Source organism: Parachryseolinea silvisoli, from assembly GCF_021190955.1.
In the GTDB taxonomy this organism is placed as follows: Bacteria; Bacteroidota; Bacteroidia; order Cytophagales; family Cyclobacteriaceae; genus Ohtaekwangia; species Ohtaekwangia silvisoli.
The window spans coordinates 154,982-171,067 of the sequence record NZ_JAIOAO010000004.1; the positions used below are offsets into that span (position 1 = coordinate 154,982).

The 16,086-nt window shown below is 53.6% G+C and carries 15 protein-coding genes; 11 read left to right on the forward strand and 4 right to left on the reverse strand.

Annotated features, from left to right (window positions below):
- Window positions 1-508: 508 nt before the first annotated feature.
- The 3 genes from K7P01_RS23665 to K7P01_RS23675 are packed head-to-tail and all read left to right on the forward strand — an operon-like array spanning window position 509 to window position 3,931.
- A complete protein-coding gene (locus tag K7P01_RS23665) occupies window positions 509-1,192 on the forward strand; it encodes a succinate dehydrogenase cytochrome b subunit (protein ID WP_267297059.1) in 684 nt (227 codons plus the stop codon).
- A 33-nt stretch (window positions 1,193-1,225) separates the two neighbouring features.
- Complete coding sequence (locus tag K7P01_RS23670; RefSeq protein WP_267297060.1) at window positions 1,226-3,151, forward strand: fumarate reductase/succinate dehydrogenase flavoprotein subunit; 1,926 nt, start codon at window positions 1,226-1,228, stop codon at window positions 3,149-3,151.
- Between the two features lie 9 nt (window positions 3,152-3,160).
- The gene (locus K7P01_RS23675; RefSeq protein WP_267297061.1) at window positions 3,161-3,931 is read left to right on the forward strand and encodes a succinate dehydrogenase/fumarate reductase iron-sulfur subunit; all 771 of its coding nucleotides are present in this window, start codon (window positions 3,161-3,163) and stop codon (window positions 3,929-3,931) included.
- A gap of 76 nt (window positions 3,932-4,007) precedes the next feature.
- Here the strand turns inward: K7P01_RS23675 and K7P01_RS23680 are convergent, their stop codons facing one another.
- Window positions 4,008-4,526, reverse strand: coding sequence for a hypothetical protein (locus tag K7P01_RS23680; protein WP_267297062.1), 519 nt, complete (start codon window positions 4,524-4,526; stop codon window positions 4,008-4,010).
- 180 nt (window positions 4,527-4,706) lie between these two features.
- Between K7P01_RS23680 and K7P01_RS23685 the strand changes: the two genes are divergently transcribed.
- The 7 genes from K7P01_RS23685 to K7P01_RS23715 all read left to right on the forward strand — a co-directional run bounded on the left by K7P01_RS23685 (window position 4,707) and on the right by K7P01_RS23715 (window position 12,430).
- Window positions 4,707-6,074, forward strand: a complete 1,368-nt coding sequence (locus tag K7P01_RS23685) for an LPP20 family lipoprotein (RefSeq protein WP_267297063.1) — start codon at window positions 4,707-4,709, stop codon at window positions 6,072-6,074.
- A gap of 91 nt (window positions 6,075-6,165) precedes the next feature.
- Entirely contained in the window at window positions 6,166-6,735 is a 570-nt protein-coding gene (locus tag K7P01_RS23690; protein WP_267297064.1) for an LPP20 family lipoprotein, read from the forward strand.
- A 70-nt stretch (window positions 6,736-6,805) separates the two neighbouring features.
- Window positions 6,806-7,597 (forward strand): J domain-containing protein, encoded by a 792-nt coding sequence (locus K7P01_RS23695; protein WP_267297065.1) that lies wholly within the window; start codon window positions 6,806-6,808, stop codon window positions 7,595-7,597.
- Between the two features lies 1 nt (window position 7,598).
- On the forward strand, window positions 7,599-7,949 hold the full coding sequence (locus K7P01_RS23700) for a translation initiation factor (protein ID WP_267297066.1): 351 nt from the start codon (window positions 7,599-7,601) through the stop codon (window positions 7,947-7,949).
- 107 nt (window positions 7,950-8,056) lie between these two features.
- Window positions 8,057-9,724, forward strand: coding sequence for an amidohydrolase family protein (locus K7P01_RS23705; protein ID WP_267297067.1), 1,668 nt, complete (start codon window positions 8,057-8,059; stop codon window positions 9,722-9,724).
- Window positions 9,725-9,737: 13 nt separating this feature from the next.
- The gene (locus K7P01_RS23710) at window positions 9,738-11,105 is read left to right on the forward strand and encodes an amidohydrolase (protein WP_267297068.1); all 1,368 of its coding nucleotides are present in this window, start codon (window positions 9,738-9,740) and stop codon (window positions 11,103-11,105) included.
- Between the two features lie 11 nt (window positions 11,106-11,116).
- The gene (locus K7P01_RS23715; protein WP_267297069.1) at window positions 11,117-12,430 is read left to right on the forward strand and encodes an amidohydrolase family protein; all 1,314 of its coding nucleotides are present in this window, start codon (window positions 11,117-11,119) and stop codon (window positions 12,428-12,430) included.
- Between the two features lie 6 nt (window positions 12,431-12,436).
- Here the strand turns inward: K7P01_RS23715 and corA are convergent, their stop codons facing one another.
- Both corA and K7P01_RS23725 read right to left on the reverse strand, forming a co-directional pair.
- Window positions 12,437-13,450: a magnesium/cobalt transporter CorA gene (corA, locus tag K7P01_RS23720; protein ID WP_267297070.1), complete on the reverse strand. Its 1,014-nt coding sequence runs from the start codon at window positions 13,448-13,450 to the stop codon at window positions 12,437-12,439.
- A complete protein-coding gene (locus K7P01_RS23725) occupies window positions 13,447-14,301 on the reverse strand; it encodes a mechanosensitive ion channel family protein (RefSeq protein WP_267297071.1) in 855 nt (284 codons plus the stop codon). Before K7P01_RS23725 ends, corA begins: the two co-directional genes overlap by 4 nt.
- Before the next feature lie 113 nt (window positions 14,302-14,414).
- On the opposite strand from K7P01_RS23725, the gene K7P01_RS23730 reads away from it, so the two are divergent.
- Window positions 14,415-15,389: a polyprenyl synthetase family protein gene (locus K7P01_RS23730; RefSeq protein WP_267297072.1), complete on the forward strand. Its 975-nt coding sequence runs from the start codon at window positions 14,415-14,417 to the stop codon at window positions 15,387-15,389.
- 73 nt (window positions 15,390-15,462) lie between these two features.
- Here K7P01_RS23730 and K7P01_RS23735 read toward each other — a convergent pair whose 3' ends face one another.
- A complete protein-coding gene (locus K7P01_RS23735) occupies window positions 15,463-15,930 on the reverse strand; it encodes a hypothetical protein (RefSeq protein ID WP_267297073.1) in 468 nt (155 codons plus the stop codon).
- Between the last annotated feature and the right edge of the window lie 156 nt (window positions 15,931-16,086).

A 16,086-nucleotide genomic window follows, 5' to 3' on the forward strand; every position in this document is an offset into this window, starting at 1 on the left:
TCCCAAGACACCGTGTTTGCGGACACGCCTGCACCTGAGTAAAGAAATAATACATGTTTCAAATTGGGAATATTGTTCAAATTTGGATCTTCTAATTGAGACACTGATTTACCGCAACTTTGTCATTTTATTGATAATCAACTACTTGTTGGACGGGCCTGATTGTTGGTATTCCTGACGTGTATAACGTAAAACTATGAAGAACTGGCTCAAAGCAGTCATCTCTTTTCTCCGCAAAGAATGGTTCCTTTTGGTGGCGATCGTCGTCATCGCACTCATCATTTTATTGTTTGAATTCGTTTAGATTAGTACATGTAGACACTCATCCTGCCTCCGCAACGCGTGCGCCACACACGTACGTATATGCCTGTAAATCATCTACTACCTTACTGTCTGTCGAACGGAAGGATAGCGTTGATTTCCTATTTAGAACATTTATAAAGTAATGTTCGCCTTGGTGAAGTAGGCTTTGCGAACTAATTTTCGCAAAAATTCTGAAAGCCTAAATATGAATTGGTTTACCAAGCTTCTGACGAGCACCCTCGGCAGAAAACTAATGATGGCCCTGACCGGTCTTTTCCTGATCCTTTTTCTCGCAGTACACTTAGCCGGTAATCTTCAGCTCCTCAAAAACGATGGGGGAGAGGCATTCAATGTTTATTCCAAGTTCATGACGACGAATACATTGATTAAGATCGTGTCGTACGTAAACTACGCGTGCATCATCATCCATATTATCTGGGCGCTGCTGTTAACGATTCACAATCGTAAGGCCCGCGGTCCGGAAGGATATGCCGTCAGCAAGAACTCTTCTGCATGGACTTCGCGCAACATGGGAATCCTGGGAACATTTATCCTGATCTTCCTGGTTATCCACCTGAAAGGGTTCTGGTATGAAATGCACTGGGGCGGTATACCGGTAAAAGTTTACGACGGCGTGGAGGTAAAAGATCTGTATTCTGTCGTGGTGTTTGCGTATAGCAACCCGCTGATCGTATTGATCTATGTGGTCAGTATGATGGTCCTGGCCTTTCACCTGTGGCACGGTTTCGCCAGCACGTTTCAGACGCTGGGTCTCAATCACCTGAAGTACAACCAGCCGATCCGGGTTGTTGGCAGAGCCTTCTCGATCATCGTTCCGGTATTGTTCGCGATCATTCCGATCATCATGTACCTGACGACTCCTCACTAATTAATTAATCAGCGCAATTCGCGAGTCATTAATATGAAACTAGAATCAAAAGCTCCGCAAGGCCCCCTGGCTGAAAAGTGGACCAAGCATAAGTTCAACGTGAAGCTGGTAAACCCGGCCAACAAGCGGAAGTATGAAGTGATCGTAGTGGGTACCGGTCTGGCCGGTGCTTCTGCCGCGGCATCGCTTGGTGAGCTGGGTTACAATGTTAAGGCGTTCTGTTTCCAGGATAGCCCCCGCCGCGCGCACAGTATCGCCGCGCAAGGTGGTATCAACGCAGCCAAGAATTACCAAAACGACGGTGACAGTGTGTACCGTCTTTTTTATGATACAATCAAAGGTGGTGACTACCGCGCGCGCGAAGCCAACGTACACCGCCTGGCAGAAGTAAGCGTAAACATCATCGACCAGTGTGTGGCACAAGGTGTGCCCTTCGCCCGCGAATATGGTGGAACCCTGGCCAACCGCTCTTTCGGTGGCGCCCAGGTATCGCGTACGTTTTACGCCCGCGGTCAAACCGGGCAACAGTTGTTGCTCGGCGCATACTCGGCGCTGAACCGCCAGATTGCCAATGGCAAAGTGAAGATGTATACCCGCACCGAGATGCTCGACGTGGTATTGGTGGACGGCAAGGCGCGTGGCATTGTGACGCGTAACCTGGTGACTGGCAAGATCGAGTCGCACAGCGCGCATGCCGTGTTGCTGGCGACCGGCGGCTATGGTAACGTCTTCTTCCTGTCGACGAACGCGAAGGGCTCGAACGTGACCGCTGCCTGGCGTGCGCACAAGAAAGGTGCCTTCTTTGGCAATCCTTGCTATACACAAATTCACCCGACCTGTATCCCGGTAACGGGCGACCACCAGTCGAAGCTGACGCTGATGTCAGAGTCGCTGCGGAACGATGGTCGCGTATGGGTACCGAAAGTGGCCAAGCCGGGCCTGCGTGCAAAAGACGCTGCCGGCATTGCCGAAGACGACCGCGATTACTTCCTGGAACGCAAATATCCTTCGTTCGGTAACCTGGTGCCCCGCGACGTGGCGTCGCGTAACGCCAAGTATATGTGCGACGAAGGCCGTGGCGTAGGCCAGACCGGCCGTGCCGTATTCCTCGACTTCGCCGACGCCATCAAACGCGACGGGCGCAACGTGATCGAAGCGAAGTACGGTAACCTGTTCGATATGTATAAGCAGATCACCGGCGACAACCCGTATGAGATGCCGATGATGATCTACCCTGCGGTGCATTACACCATGGGTGGCCTTTGGGTAGACTACAACCTGATGACGACTGTCCCCGGTCTGTACGCCCTCGGCGAAGCCAATTTCTCCGACCACGGCGCAAACCGCCTGGGCGCTTCAGCGCTGATGCAGGGTCTGGCCGACGGTTATTTTGTGATTCCGTATACCATCGGTAATTACCTGGCGGACATGAAGGCCGGCGAGAAGATCAGCACCGACCTGCCAGAGTTTAAGGAGGCTGAAAAGCAAGTAAACGAACGCATCAGTAAGCTGCTGAGCATTAAAGGCAAAAAGACTGTCGACCACCTGCACCGCGACCTTGGCCACATCATGTGGGAGTATTGCGGTATGTCGCGTACCGACGCAGGCCTGCGCAAAGCAAAAGGCAAGATCCAGGAATTGAAGAAAGAGTTCTGGAACAACGTCAACGTATTGGGTGGGTCAGGCGAACTGAACCAGGAGCTGGAAAAAGCGATGCGTGTAGCTGACTTCATCGAGCTGGGCGAGCTGATGGTTGACGATGCGTTGAACCGCAGCGAGTCTTGCGGCGGGCACTTCCGCGAGGAGTCTTCTACGCCTGACGGCGAAGCACAACGCAAAGACGACGAGTTTATGTACGTTGCCGCCTGGCAATACACGGGTGAAGATCAGCCCGAAGTCCTGCACAAGGAAGAATTGATCTATGAAACTGTTAAACCGACTCAGCGGAGTTATAAATAAGAGGCTACCATGAAGATTACACTTAAAGTCTGGAGACAAAAAAACAACACCTCCAAAGGTGCCTTCAAAGTGTACCAGGCTGAACACGTGTCGGAAGACATGTCGTTCCTGGAGATGCTGGACGTGTTGAATAATGAGCTGGTGGTAAAGGGAGAGGACCCGGTAGCATTCGATCACGACTGCCGCGAAGGTATCTGCGGTATGTGCAGTCTGTATATCAACGGCCGTCCACACGGTCCGCAGCAGACCACTACATGCCAGCTGCACATGCGCACGTTCAAAGACGGTGAGACTATCACGATCGAGCCGTGGCGCGCCAAGGCGTTCCCGGTACTGAAAGACCTGGTGGTAGACCGTACGGCGTTCGACCGCATCCAACAGGCCGGGGGGTATGTGTCGATCAATACGGGCGGCGTACCCGATGGTAACGCTATACCGATTCCCAAGAAAATTGCCGACGAGGCGATGGACGCTGCACAGTGTATCGGCTGCGGCGCTTGCGTAGCGGCCTGTAAGAATGCATCGGCTATGCTGTTTGTCAGCGCTAAAGTATCGCAGTTTGCCCTGCTGCCGCAAGGCCAGGCGGAGCGCAAGGAGCGTGTCGAGAAGATGGTGGCGCAGATGGATGCCGAAGACTTCGGTGCCTGTACCAACACGGGGGCTTGCGAAGCCGAATGTCCGAAAGGCATCAGCCTGACGAACATCGCCCGCATGAACCGCGAGTATTTTGTGGCTTCCCTGACTTCGTATGAAGTACAAGCGAAAGGCGACGGCGCATAGTCGTCCAGCCTTTTGGGTATAAAAAAAGCCCCCACGCGGTATTCCGGGTGGGGCTTTTTTATGGGCTTGTGTTATCTTATTCGCTTTTGCAGCTGGCAAAAAAGCTGCCGCGTGCGGAGGTATCATTGGTAAAGGCGGCGCCGATGTTGCCGCCGGCCAGGACGACATCGCGGTCGGGGCCACTGGCTCCCAGGTGCACTTTCACACAGGCGTTCAGGCCGATCAGCTGCTGGTAGTTCAGGGGAGTTTCGTCGCCGGCGTGGGCGAAGAGGGTTTCACTTTGGCCGGTTTTACCGAGCACGGGGTTTAGCAGGGCGTAGACGTCGGCATCGGGCGCGCCGATGTTGCCCAGGTGCAGGTGGACGGGCAGTTGCACGTCGCCGTCGGTGCCTGAGAGGGCGACTATGATCACAGTCTGGCCGTCTTTCTTCTCTTTAAACGTTACGGTGCCGCTGATGTCGTATGCGGCGTCCGGCGGTGCTGCCAGGGCGTAGACGCTTTCGTTGCCCGTAAAATCGCTGGGGGCGCTGTTCTCCTGATCCTGGCATCCCAAAAGGGTGGCCACCACTGCCACGTACGTAAATATTCTTTTCATAAAAGGCCGGATTTGCTGATAAAGTTAAAATAAAATGGGTTTCCGTGGTCGTTTAACCGCCTATCCCCGTAGATTTGTTTTGAGTGGTCCACGACGTGTGTGATGGGTTGGGGTGTGTTCCTGGTACTTTTTGGCACGGATGTGGCTTATGGTCTAACGAGAATTCCTTTGAGTTATTTTGTGAAACGACTTTTTACGCTCCTCCTGATTGTGTTGGCGGGTTGCAGCCCCAAGGTGCAGCCGCCGGACCCCGAGTCTTTAAAGCCGGCCTGGCTCAAGACCGTTCCCTACCAGGACGGTTATTATACCGGCATCGGCCACAGTCTGAAAGGTAATGATACCAACTATATCCAGGCGGCCAAAAAGAGTGCCCTGGAAGACCTCATCTCCGATATCAAAGTGAACGTGTCCAGCACCTCGGTGCTGAGCCAGTTCGAAGCCGATAAAAAGTTTACCGAGCAGTACGAGCAGATCATTAAAACTACCACGGCCGACGAGATCGAAGAGTTCGAGCTGGTCGAAGCCTGGGAGGATGCCAGCAACTACTGGGTATACTATCGTCTCTCCATCGCACGCTACCGCCAGATCAAGGAAGAACAAAAACGCAACGCCACGGTGCTGGCAACCGATTATTTACAGAAGGCGCGCGATGCCGAGCGGGCAGGCGAGCGACTGCAGGCGGTAAGCTATTATTTCCAGGCTTTCCGCAGTATTGAAAAATACCTGGGTGAAGCGATACGGGTTACGATTGATGGTAAAGATGTATTGTTAGCCAACGAGATCTATGCGTCGATTCAATCGACGCTCGACAAGATTTCCTTGCGGGTAGATCCGTCGGTGATCGAGCTCAACCGTCGCGTGCAGCAAAGCGCACAGACGGTGATGGCGAAGGCGTTCTATAAAGATATCAACAAGCCGGCGGTCGCGTTGCCCCTGCTGGCGGCGTTTGAGAAAGGTGCCGGCGATGTTTTCCCGAACTACCGTACCGATCAACTTGGGCAGTCGAAGATTCTGTTGAATAAGATCGGATCGAAGGACCTCGAACAAACGGTGGGCGTGCGGGTGGATATCGATGCCATGAGCGGCAGCGGAAGCTCGCCCATTTATACGCTGGTGGCGCGTACGCTGAATGTGCCCACGGCGCAAGTAGCGCTAAAGGTGCAACGGCCCCTGGTATACCTCACGGCGCAGGAACGTAGCCTGGGTGTGAGCAAACCCACAGTACAGATCAGCAACAAGCTCCGCAACCTGCTGGCCAATAACGGCTTTGAATTCACGGAAGACAAACGCAAGGCCGATTTGTGGTTTGATGTCCAGTCGGATTCCGAAAAGGGCTCTGTAACCGGCAGCATCTATGTTACGTATCTGACGGGGGTCATCAAGGTCGTGACGGTGAAAGAGAACAAAGAAATATACGCGACCACGCTGGACCGGATCAAAGGCTACGGGCTGGATTACGACAAATCCAGCATCGATGCCTACGCCAAAGCGATGGATACGCTGGAAAAAGACCGTATGAACGAGCTTCTTAATACGGTGCTTCAATAAGTGTAAACATACATGCGTGATTTCTCGCGCATCGATCAGTTTGGTATCTCATTTGCATCGTATAATTTGTAACTAAAATTTCCATTTTAATATGAAAAAGTTCACCTACTCTACCCTCATGTTGGTTGCCCTGGGCGGCGCGTTTCTGGCGGGCTGTAAAAGCAGCAAGGACAAGGCTCCCAAGGGCGAGACCGAAGTAGTCGTTCCTTGCTCAGGCCCCGATTTCTTCACGTCCAATAAATTCTTCCGCGCTAACTCCATCGGCCAAAGCCAGGACCAGGTAACGTCGAAGAAGAAGGCCCTTGCTAACGCCCGCGCGGAACTGGCGGCCAGCATTCAGACAACGGTAAAAGCTGTCACCGACAACTATACCAACTCCCGCGAGATGAACAATAAGGAGGAGGTAGAGGAGCGCTTCGAGCAGCTGAACCGCGAGATCGTGGACCAGAAGCTTACCGGTCTGAAGACGATCTGCGAAAAGCTGATGAAGTCAGAAGACGGAAGCTACAAAACCTATATCGCCATCGAGCTTTCTGCCGATGACCTGGTGGCTTCTTACAACGAAAAGATGTCGAAAGACGATCGTCTCAAAATCGACTACGATTATGAGAAGTTTAAAGAGACTTTCGAAAAAGAAATGGATAAAATGAGCAACAAGTAATCTTGCTGCCAGACCTGTTCTTAAAAAAGCCACTGGTGTATGCCGTGGCTTTTTTATTATTGTTATCGGCATGAAAGACTATTACGCTATACTGGGTATACGTTCTACTGCACACGCGGCGGAAATAAAACGGGTATACCGGCGGTTGGTGGTGCAGTACCACCCCGACAAGAATCCCGATCCGCAGGCACACGCCTATATGGCGGAGATCAATGAGGCCTATGATGTGCTGGGCGATCCGGACAGCCGGGCTGCCTATGATCTGCGTCGTCAGCAAGGATGGACGGAGCTTATAGGTGGCGCGACGGCGGCCGAGCAGGCACCGTCTACGCCGCGACACCGTGATCCGCGGTATCGTCCACGCCCTGCGCCGACCACCAGTGCCCGGCGCGAACGGCTCGAAATGATGAAGATGTGTATTCCATACCTGCGGTGGGTTAACTACGTGGGACTGGCAATGACCTTGCTGTTTGCGTTGGACTACGTGCTGCCATATGCTTCCTCACACGCCCATGTCGCAAGCTATAGTATCGTGACTTCAAGGAGCCGTTATGTCGCCACCCGACTGCACCTGGATAATGGTGCCACGCTGAGGGTGTATGGGTTTGGCACAGCCGGGTTGTCAGAGGGACCTCCCATTCAGTATACGCGAACAGCGGTTTATCGCACACCCATGTCGTTAGACTATAAAGGTCTGCATGTGGACATGGGTTATACGTACCGGGCGCTGGGTATTTTTCCAATGTTGTCGTTTATCGTGTCGTTGATAGCGGTGGTTTATCGCAAGAACGTGGAATTTTTCTTCAACGCCAGTTTTATCAATGCCGTGCTGCTGCTAATCACATTATGGTTAATTTTGTAGCATGAGCAAAAAGAACAACGACTGGAAAAAACGCGACGGGGTGGTCTACTCCACCAATTCCGATTTTGAGTTCTCCTATCAGCAAGCCGACGAAGCTCAAACGTTGCCGCCGCAGCAGCAGAGCCTGCGTGTGCAGCTCGACAAGAGCGGGCGCGCCGGCAAGCAGGTAACGCTGGTCACCGGGTTTATCGGGACTGCCGCCGATCTCGAAACGCTCACCAAGCTCATCAAATCCAAATGCGGTGTAGGTGGCTCACAGAAAGACGGCGAGGTGCTCATACAAGGCGACGTGCGCGACAAAGTTGTACAGATATTGCAAAAAGAAGGATACAAAGCGAAGCGCATTGGCTAGTGTGCGCCTTCCAGCCAATTTATAGGCCTTTCCTGTAGGCTGCTTTTAGCGCAGCGAAAAACCTGATTATCTTTCCGCTCAGAACTTAACCATTAACCTACGTTTTAATGAAGACTCCTTTTGTCGCCGCGCGGCTGAGCCTGGCGCTGGTGTGGCTGCTCATAGCAGGCCCGCTGTTGGCTCAGGAAGAACGCGAGCTTCTGCCTGTCACGGGCACCTACGCCATTACCCCTGTCACTATTATTCAAAGCCCCGGACGCTCCATCGACAAAGGTACGGTGATCGTGAAAGACGGACTGATAAAAGCTGTCGGCAAGAATATCCCCGTGCCGCCCGAAGCCATCGTGCTGAAGGGCGACAGCCTGTATGTCTACGCCGGCTTTATCGACGGCCTTTCGCATGTGGGGGTAAACAAACCCAACAACGAAAACCGCGACCGCGTGAAAGACCCCGGCAATCCGCCGCCTGATCGCGCCGGCATTGCTCCGCAAACGGATGTGCGCAATTTTCTAAACCCCACGGACAAGGCGGTAGAGGAGCTGCGCGCGGTAGGATTTACCACGGCGCATGTCGTGCCGCACGGTGGTATGCTGCCCGGCACGGGTGCACTGGTGTGGCTGGGCGGTCGCTCCGCCGACGACATGGTGCTGCAATCACAAACATCATTCTTCTCCACGCTGGCTACGGCCGATCGCGTGTATCCCGTCACGGTCATTGGTGTGATCGCCAAGTGGCGTGAATTATACCGTCAGGCCGCACAAGCCAAGGCCTATGCGACGACGTATGCCTCTGCGCGTAATGGCCTGAAGCCTGCATCGACGGACCGGGTACTGGAAGCTTTCTACCCCGTGATCGATAAAAAGATGCCGGTGCTCTTTCAAGCCGAGAAGGCCCTTGACTTGCATCGTGTATTAGACCTGCAGAAAGGCCTGGGTTTTCCGCTGGTGGTAGCTGAGGTAAAAGAAGGCTGGGACGTTGCCCCGAAGCTGAAGGCAGCGAACGCCAAGGTATTCCTCAGCCTGCAGCTGCCCGAAGAAAAGAAGGAGGAAAAGAAAGACGAGCCGCTGAAGTCCATGAGCGCGCAAGAGAAGGAAGCGCTGGATAAACGCAAGGCAGAGTTTGCTGCAAAATATACCGGCCAGGCCGCGGCCTTTCAAAAGGCCGGTGTGCCGTTTGGTTTTTCGGCACTGCAAGTAAAAGCAGGTGACATTCGCGGCAACTTGCGCAAGATGATCAAAGCCGGACTTACGGAAGATCAGGCGCTGGCAGCCCTGACGACGACGCCCGCGCAGCTGTTGGGCGTATCCGATCTGCTGGGCTCTGTCGATGCGGGCAAGGTTGCCAACCTGGTCGTGACACGCAAGCCTTACTTTGACGAGAAGTCTGTCGTGCACTATGTGTTTGTGAACGGTATACTGTATAAAATGGACCTCGGCGCCGCCAAGAAGGAAGCGGCGAAGGTAGCGCTCGAGGGTGAGTGGACAGTAACGTCTGAAACACCGCAGGGCAAGAGCGAAGCGTTGCTCACGATCAAGAAAGAAGGAACACAGCTCACAGGTACTGTGTCCGCTGATTTCTTACCGCAACCGGTGACACTCGATACGCTTACGTACGAAGGTAACGTGTTGAAGTTCTCGTTTGTGATGAACCAGGACGGCCGTAATATCAAAGTAGAAGTAGAAGCAAAGGTAGAAGGCTCGACGTTCAAGGGCGAGGCAACACTTGATGGCGGTGACAAGCTGCCGGTACAAGGACAACAGAAACCCAAGCCTTAAACACGTGAACAACATGAAAAGAACTATATATCATACTTTGCTGGTCATGTTGGTGACACTGCCGGCGCTAGGCCAGCAGACCGGCAACATGCTGATCCGCAATGCCACGGTGCTGACGATTACCAAGGGCACGCAGGCCAACACCGACGTCTTGATCAAAGACGGAAAGATCGCGCAAGTAGGGAAGAGCCTCACGGCGCCCACCGGCTATACTGTACAAGATGCTACCGGCATGTTTGTGATGCCCGGCATTATCGATGCGCACTCACACCAGGGTATCGACGCTATCAACGAGTGGACGGCACCCGTAACGGCGGAGGTAGCGGTAGGCGATGCCATCAACCCCTTTGACGTAGCATTATACCGCGCGCTGGCAGGCGGTGTGACCACCATTCACGCCATGCACGGCTCCGCCAATGCTATTGGCGGCCAGTGCCAAACACTCAAGTTGCGCTACGGCGTCCTGGAACCGGAGGCACTGCGTATGCAGGGTGCGCCACGCACCATTAAGTTCGCCCTCGGAGAGAATCCCACACGGGTACACGGTGGTGGCAACAACATCGTACCCCGTACGCGGATGGGTGTGGAGTTTGTTATGCGTGAAGCGTTCTCTAAAGCAAAGGCCTATGCTGCTGCCGTGGACACGTATACTAAAGCCAAGACACAAAAAGGTTTTCGCGGCGCACCCCCGGAGTATAACTACCGCCTTGAAACGCTGGCGGAGATCCTAAAGGGCAATATTATCATCCACTGCCACAGCTACCGCGCCGACGAGATCTATATGATGCTGCAGGTATGCAAGGATTTCGGCATTAAGAAGATTGTATTTCAGCACGTAAACGAAGGCTTTAAAGTAGCTCCCGAGCTGGCCGCCTACGGCGCCATGGCTTCGGTGTTTGCGGATTGGTGGGCGTACAAGTTCGAAGTGTACTACTCGACAGCCTATAACGCCGCCATCCTCACACGCAACGGTGTCACGACCTCCATCAACTCCGACGATCCGGAGCTGATGCGCCACCTGTACCACGAAGCCGGCAAGACGCAGAAGTACGGTGCGTTGAGCGACGACGAGGCGCTGGCGCTTATCACGCTCAACCCCGCCAAACAGTTGGGCATCGACCACCGTGTGGGCTCGATCGAAGTAGGGAAGGACGCCGACCTGGTCATCTTCCAGAATCACCCACTCTCGGTATACGGTGTGCCACAGGTAACGATCGTCGATGGTGTGGTGCGGTTTGACCGCACGAAGGATGCTGACGACATGCGCCTGGCCGTCGACCCCAACGAGCCGGTCGAAGCTGTGGAACTGCAGCAACGCGATCACGACAGCTGCCTGGAAGGCCTCGACGGTGCATTTGATACTATTTTCGGACTTAACTAATGTCCCCGGTCATGAAGAAACTCACTGCCTTTTTATACACCAGCGCAACGGTAGCCCTGGCACTCGCCATTCAACCGCTTGCTGCCCAAAGCCAGAAAAGCACACACGCTACGTACGCACTGACGCACGCCTCCATTGAGACGGTAACGAAGGGTGTCATCCAGGATGGAACCGTGGTCATCAGCCAGGGTAAGATCACCGCCGTCGGCACTTCGGTAACGGTACCTGCCGGCGCCGAAATAATCGACTGCCGCGGGCGTTGGATCTATCCCGGCATGATCGACGCTAACACCAAACTGGGCCTGAGCGAAGTAGCCTCCGACCCGCGCACGCGCGACTTCAACGAGGTGGGCGACATCGTTCCGCAGATGCGGGCGCTGACAGCAGTCAACCCGAACTCTGTGCTGATACCCGTGACCCGCGTCAGTGGCGTCACCACCGTCATCGCCACACCGGAAGGTGACCTGATGCCCGGCACGGCCGCGCTCATCAACCTGCACGGCTATACGCCCGACCAGATGTTTGCCGGGTTTGAAGGTGTCGTAATCATGTGGCCGCAGTCGGGCCGTCGCGGTGGCTTTGACAAACGCACCGACGAGGAGATCAAGCGAGAATACGACAAGCGTATCAACAAATTGAACGAAGCCTGGCAGAAAGCCGGAGAGTATCATAAGATCGACTCGGCGCTGCAGTCAAAGGGTGTGACCTATTATCCTGAGATGCAGGCGTTGTTGCCGGTGGTACGCGGCGAGCGTCCGTTTATCATCCAGGTGGATGTTGCCAGGGACATTTTGAATGCCCTTACGTGGGTGCGCGAGAAGAAGGTGAAAAAAGTAATTCTGTCGGGCGTGAGCGAAGGCTGGCGCGTTGCGACGGAGATTGCCAAAGCCAATATACCGGTCATTGCCGGTCCGGTGCTGGCCGTGCCGACACGCGATTACGACCGGTATGATAAGGCTTATGCGAATCCCGGTCTCTTGCACAAGGCCGGTGTAAAAGTAGCCCTCGGCACGACGGACGATAGAGGCAATGTACGGAACCTGCCGTACCACGCCGGCTATGCAGCGGCGTATGGCCTGGGCCGTGAACAGGCATTGAAGGCAGTCACGATCGTGCCGGCCGAGATCTTTGGCGTGGCCGACAGGCTGGGCTCGATCGAGGTGGGCAAGAACGCCACGTTGTTGATCAGTGATGGCGATCCGTTCGAGACGAAGACGACCATTCATCAGGTGTTTATTGACGGCTGGAAGATTCCGATGAAAAGCCGGCAGACCGAGCTGTACGATGAGTTTCTGCAGCGCACGCCCGGTGTGACGAAACAATAGGAGAGGCTAGAACCACTTTTTGTAGCGGAAGAAGCTGAGCATGACAATGACCAGCGCCGCCATGACACCCCACACGCCGTAGTAGCCCCAATGCCAGCTGAGCTCGGGCATATGATGGAAGTTCATGCCGTACACACCTACGATAAAGGTTAGCGGCATGAAGATCGTGGAGATGACCGTCAACACACGCATGACTTCGTTCATGCGTGTGTTCATGGCGTTGATGTGGGCATCCATCAGACCTGCCGTCAAGTCACGGTAGGTATCGACGGAGTCGATGAGGTGTACGACGTGATCGTATACGTCTGAATAGAATCGCAGATTTTCCTCGTGTACAAATTCTGATTCATCTTTTATTACCTTGCCAAGCGCATCCCGCAGCGGATACAGCGCCTTGCGCAGAAAGATCAATTCCTTTTTTAGTTTCTGGATGCGGTGAAAGGTCTGGTTGGTGGGGGCTTCATAGACCGTTTCTTCAATGTCTTCTACCAGGTCGCCTACTTTGTCCAGGACGTTGTAATAGTTCTCGACAATGATGTCGATAAGCCGGTATAACAGGTAATCAGCCTGGCGCTTGCGCACACGGCCCAGGTCCAGGCGAATGCGTTCGCGGAAGCCGTCAAAAAGATCGCCTTCCTTTTCTTGAAACGATACCAGGAAGTTTTTGCCCAGCACAAAGCTGATCTGCTCGTAATATATACCAGTGCCGTCGATGCGGTGGAGCATCTTCATGGTAAAGAACAGGTAGTCGTCAAACTCTTCTGCTTTGGGGCGCTGGTCGCTGAGCACATCGTCGATCAGCAGCGAGTGCAGGCAGAAGTGGCTTTGGATTTTTTCAATAACATCCTGGTTGTTGAGCCCGTCGACGTTGATCCAGTTGACGCGCTCCGGCTTGAGCTGCTGCAAAAGCTCGTTGACGGGCATGCAGTCGATCTTGTCATGGCTTTCCCGGTTATAGGAGATGAGCTCGAGAATTTCCCGGCCATCGGCGTGGGTAGCAGCAGCGGGTGTTATGGTCATGCGTCTGGTGTCTGGTGTTTAATATAAACCGTTTGCTGCGGCCGTGCAAGCGACAGGCCCGCTTCATCAAACCGGAGCTTGATGCTGCGCAGCAGATCACATTTCATGGCAAACCCTGTAGCCGGGTCTTTGGCCCAGGCACCGGCCCGTAGCTGGAGCGCCGTTTCCGAAATATTGACCAGCCGCACGCGTACCTGGGGCACGCCACTTTCGATTTCTTCGGCGGTGCGGTTGTCCAGGCAGTCGGGATGTTTCATCGCCTCCTCCTGCATAATGCGCAGGGCCTGGTCCAGGTTGGAGTCAAAGGACAAGCCGAGCTCGATAAACATACACAAGACCTCGTTCTCCAGGGTCGAATTGATAATGGTCTCGTTGTTAATAACGCTGTTGGGAATGACAATGCGCCGGTTCTCAAAGTCTTTGATCACGGTATGGCGCAGGGTGATGTCTTCTACATCGCCGGAGTAGAGCAAGCCTACCTTCACTCGGTCGCCGACGCTGAAGGGGCGGAAAATCACGATGAAGATACCACTGATGATATTGGAGAAGGCCGACTGCGAAGCAAAACCGACAATGGCGGCCAGCACACCGGCACCGGCAAAGAGGGCGGCTCCGTAGCTTTTCAGGGTGGGAATGGAGTTGAAAAGTACAATCAGCGCGATGATGTACACAATAAACTCCACCGCGTTTTTCAGGAAATTATACTTGGTAGGGTCTACTTTTAACTTGGTGGAGGCGCCCCGGATGAGCCGGCCCATGATAAAGCGTATCGAGCGGGCCACGATCACGGCGACGGTCATGACGATAGCCGAAAAGAGTATATAGCCCCAAAATCCTGGTAGAAAATCCATGGCCCGAAATACGGCAGTACCTGCGCAATAGTCAATAGCTTTTGCCTCGGAACTGTATTAAATCGGCCCGGGGGTATTAGAGAATAGAGCCTTATTTCCGTATTATTGCGGCCATGTCTTTGAAGTTGGTCGATATCAAAGCCCCGATTGAGCGGGAAATGGAGGAGTTCGAGCAGAAATTCCGGGCCTTGATGAAGACCCGTGTTATGCTGCTGGACAAGATCATGAGCTACATCGTCAAGCGCAAGGGTAAACAGATGCGGCCCATGTTTGTCTTCCTGAGCGCGGGCACCTGTGGACGCATCGACGAGTCCACCCACCGCGGCGCGGCACTCATCGAGCTGCTGCACACGGCCACGCTGGTGCACGATGACGTGGTAGACGAGGCCAATTACCGCCGGGGTTTCTTCTCGGTAAACGCACTGTGGAAGAATAAGATAGCGGTACTGGTAGGCGACTTTTTACTTTCGCGGGGGCTGCACCTTTCCATCGAAAACCGCGACTTCGACATGCTAGGCATCGTCAACAACGCCGTACGCGACATGAGCGAAGGCGAGCTGCTGCAAATGGAAAAGGCCCGTCGCCTCGATATCACCGAAGAAGTGTATTACGAAATCATCCGGCAGAAAACGGCCTCGCTGATTGCTTCGTGTTGTTCCGTAGGCGCCAGCTCATCGGGCGTCAGTGCCGAGACCGTTGGCCTCATGCGCCAGTTTGGTGAAAAGATCGGCATGGCCTTTCAGATCAAAGACGATCTCTTCGACTATGGCGAAGACGAGATCGGCAAACCGGTGGGCATCGACATTAAGGAAAAGAAGATGACGCTGCCGCTGATCCATGCCTTGTCAAAGGCCGGTTGGCTGGAAAAGCGTCGTATCATTCGCATTGTCAAAAACGAAGGCAGCAAGCCGGCCAAGGTGCGCGAAGTAATCGAGTTTGTAAAAAAGTCAGGCGGCATTCAGTATGCCACCACCGCGATGAACAAGTTCCACCAGGATGCGCTTGTACTGTTAGCGAATTTCCCCGAGTCTAGCTATAAGCGTTCGCTGATCCAACTGGTGCAGTATACGATCGATCGGAATAATTAATAGGGTAAGCCTATAAAAAAGAAAAAGCTGCGTTCTTCAGCGCAGCCTTTCCATTACTTTAAACTATTTAAAACTACTGTAAAACTATTCTTGAGCGGCCGGCTTCCAGCACCGCATAGTCTTTCCAGACCTGGAAGGTTTGGGTGTCCAGCGCATTCGAGGCGGGGCCGGATTGCTCGGGTATAAACTGGCCGGCGTGCTCCCACCATTTGCGTGCATTTTCACGCGCAGACTTTTTGTCGACGTTCTCAAACAAGTTGATGCACGAGTCGGAGATCATCCACGGTTTATCGATGTTGCTGTATTTTTCAAAGATCATGTTACGCATTTGCGTGCCACTGGCGACGTTTTTGAAATGCGATACTGTATACGACATGGTCTCCGGCTCCGTCATGATCATATCCCAGTACTTTTTCGAGGCAATGATCTGTGACGTGGTGAGCAAGTACCCAAAGCCGTTTTCAATCGGCTCCCGGGTAATGGGGCAGCGAGCTTTCAATTCCGGTTTCTTTTTGCCGAGGAGTTTATCAAAAAAGGCCATACAGGTATTGGTTTAAATTACGTCCCTACTTCACTAGATACCGCGCATCGGGTGAATGGTTGCATATAAGACTCAAAAATGGGGCAAAAAGTTACAAACCCCGTTTTTTAGCTTCCAAAGCTGCTTTTGCTCCGTACGAACTGGAGAAACTGTTCA

Coding starts and splice junctions, on each gene's coding strand:
- K7P01_RS23665 (WP_267297059.1), top strand. CDS start 509: ATGAATTGGTTTACCAAGCTTCTGACGAGCACCCTCGGCAGAAAACTA.
- K7P01_RS23670 (WP_267297060.1), top strand. CDS start 1,226: ATGAAACTAGAATCAAAAGCTCCGCAAGGCCCCCTGGCTGAAAAGTGG.
- K7P01_RS23675 (WP_267297061.1), top strand. CDS start 3,161: ATGAAGATTACACTTAAAGTCTGGAGACAAAAAAACAACACCTCCAAA.
- K7P01_RS23680 (WP_267297062.1), bottom strand. CDS start 4,526: ATGAAAAGAATATTTACGTACGTGGCAGTGGTGGCCACCCTTTTGGGA.
- K7P01_RS23690 (WP_267297064.1), top strand. CDS start 6,166: ATGAAAAAGTTCACCTACTCTACCCTCATGTTGGTTGCCCTGGGCGGC.
- K7P01_RS23695 (WP_267297065.1), top strand. CDS start 6,806: ATGAAAGACTATTACGCTATACTGGGTATACGTTCTACTGCACACGCG.
- K7P01_RS23700 (WP_267297066.1), top strand. CDS start 7,599: ATGAGCAAAAAGAACAACGACTGGAAAAAACGCGACGGGGTGGTCTAC.
- K7P01_RS23705 (WP_267297067.1), top strand. CDS start 8,057: ATGAAGACTCCTTTTGTCGCCGCGCGGCTGAGCCTGGCGCTGGTGTGG.
- K7P01_RS23710 (WP_267297068.1), top strand. CDS start 9,738: ATGAAAAGAACTATATATCATACTTTGCTGGTCATGTTGGTGACACTG.
- K7P01_RS23715 (WP_267297069.1), top strand. CDS start 11,117: ATGAAGAAACTCACTGCCTTTTTATACACCAGCGCAACGGTAGCCCTG.
- corA (WP_267297070.1), bottom strand. CDS start 13,450: ATGACCATAACACCCGCTGCTGCTACCCACGCCGATGGCCGGGAAATT.
- K7P01_RS23725 (WP_267297071.1), bottom strand. CDS start 14,301: ATGGATTTTCTACCAGGATTTTGGGGCTATATACTCTTTTCGGCTATC.
- K7P01_RS23730 (WP_267297072.1), top strand. CDS start 14,415: ATGTCTTTGAAGTTGGTCGATATCAAAGCCCCGATTGAGCGGGAAATG.
- K7P01_RS23735 (WP_267297073.1), bottom strand. CDS start 15,930: ATGGCCTTTTTTGATAAACTCCTCGGCAAAAAGAAACCGGAATTGAAA.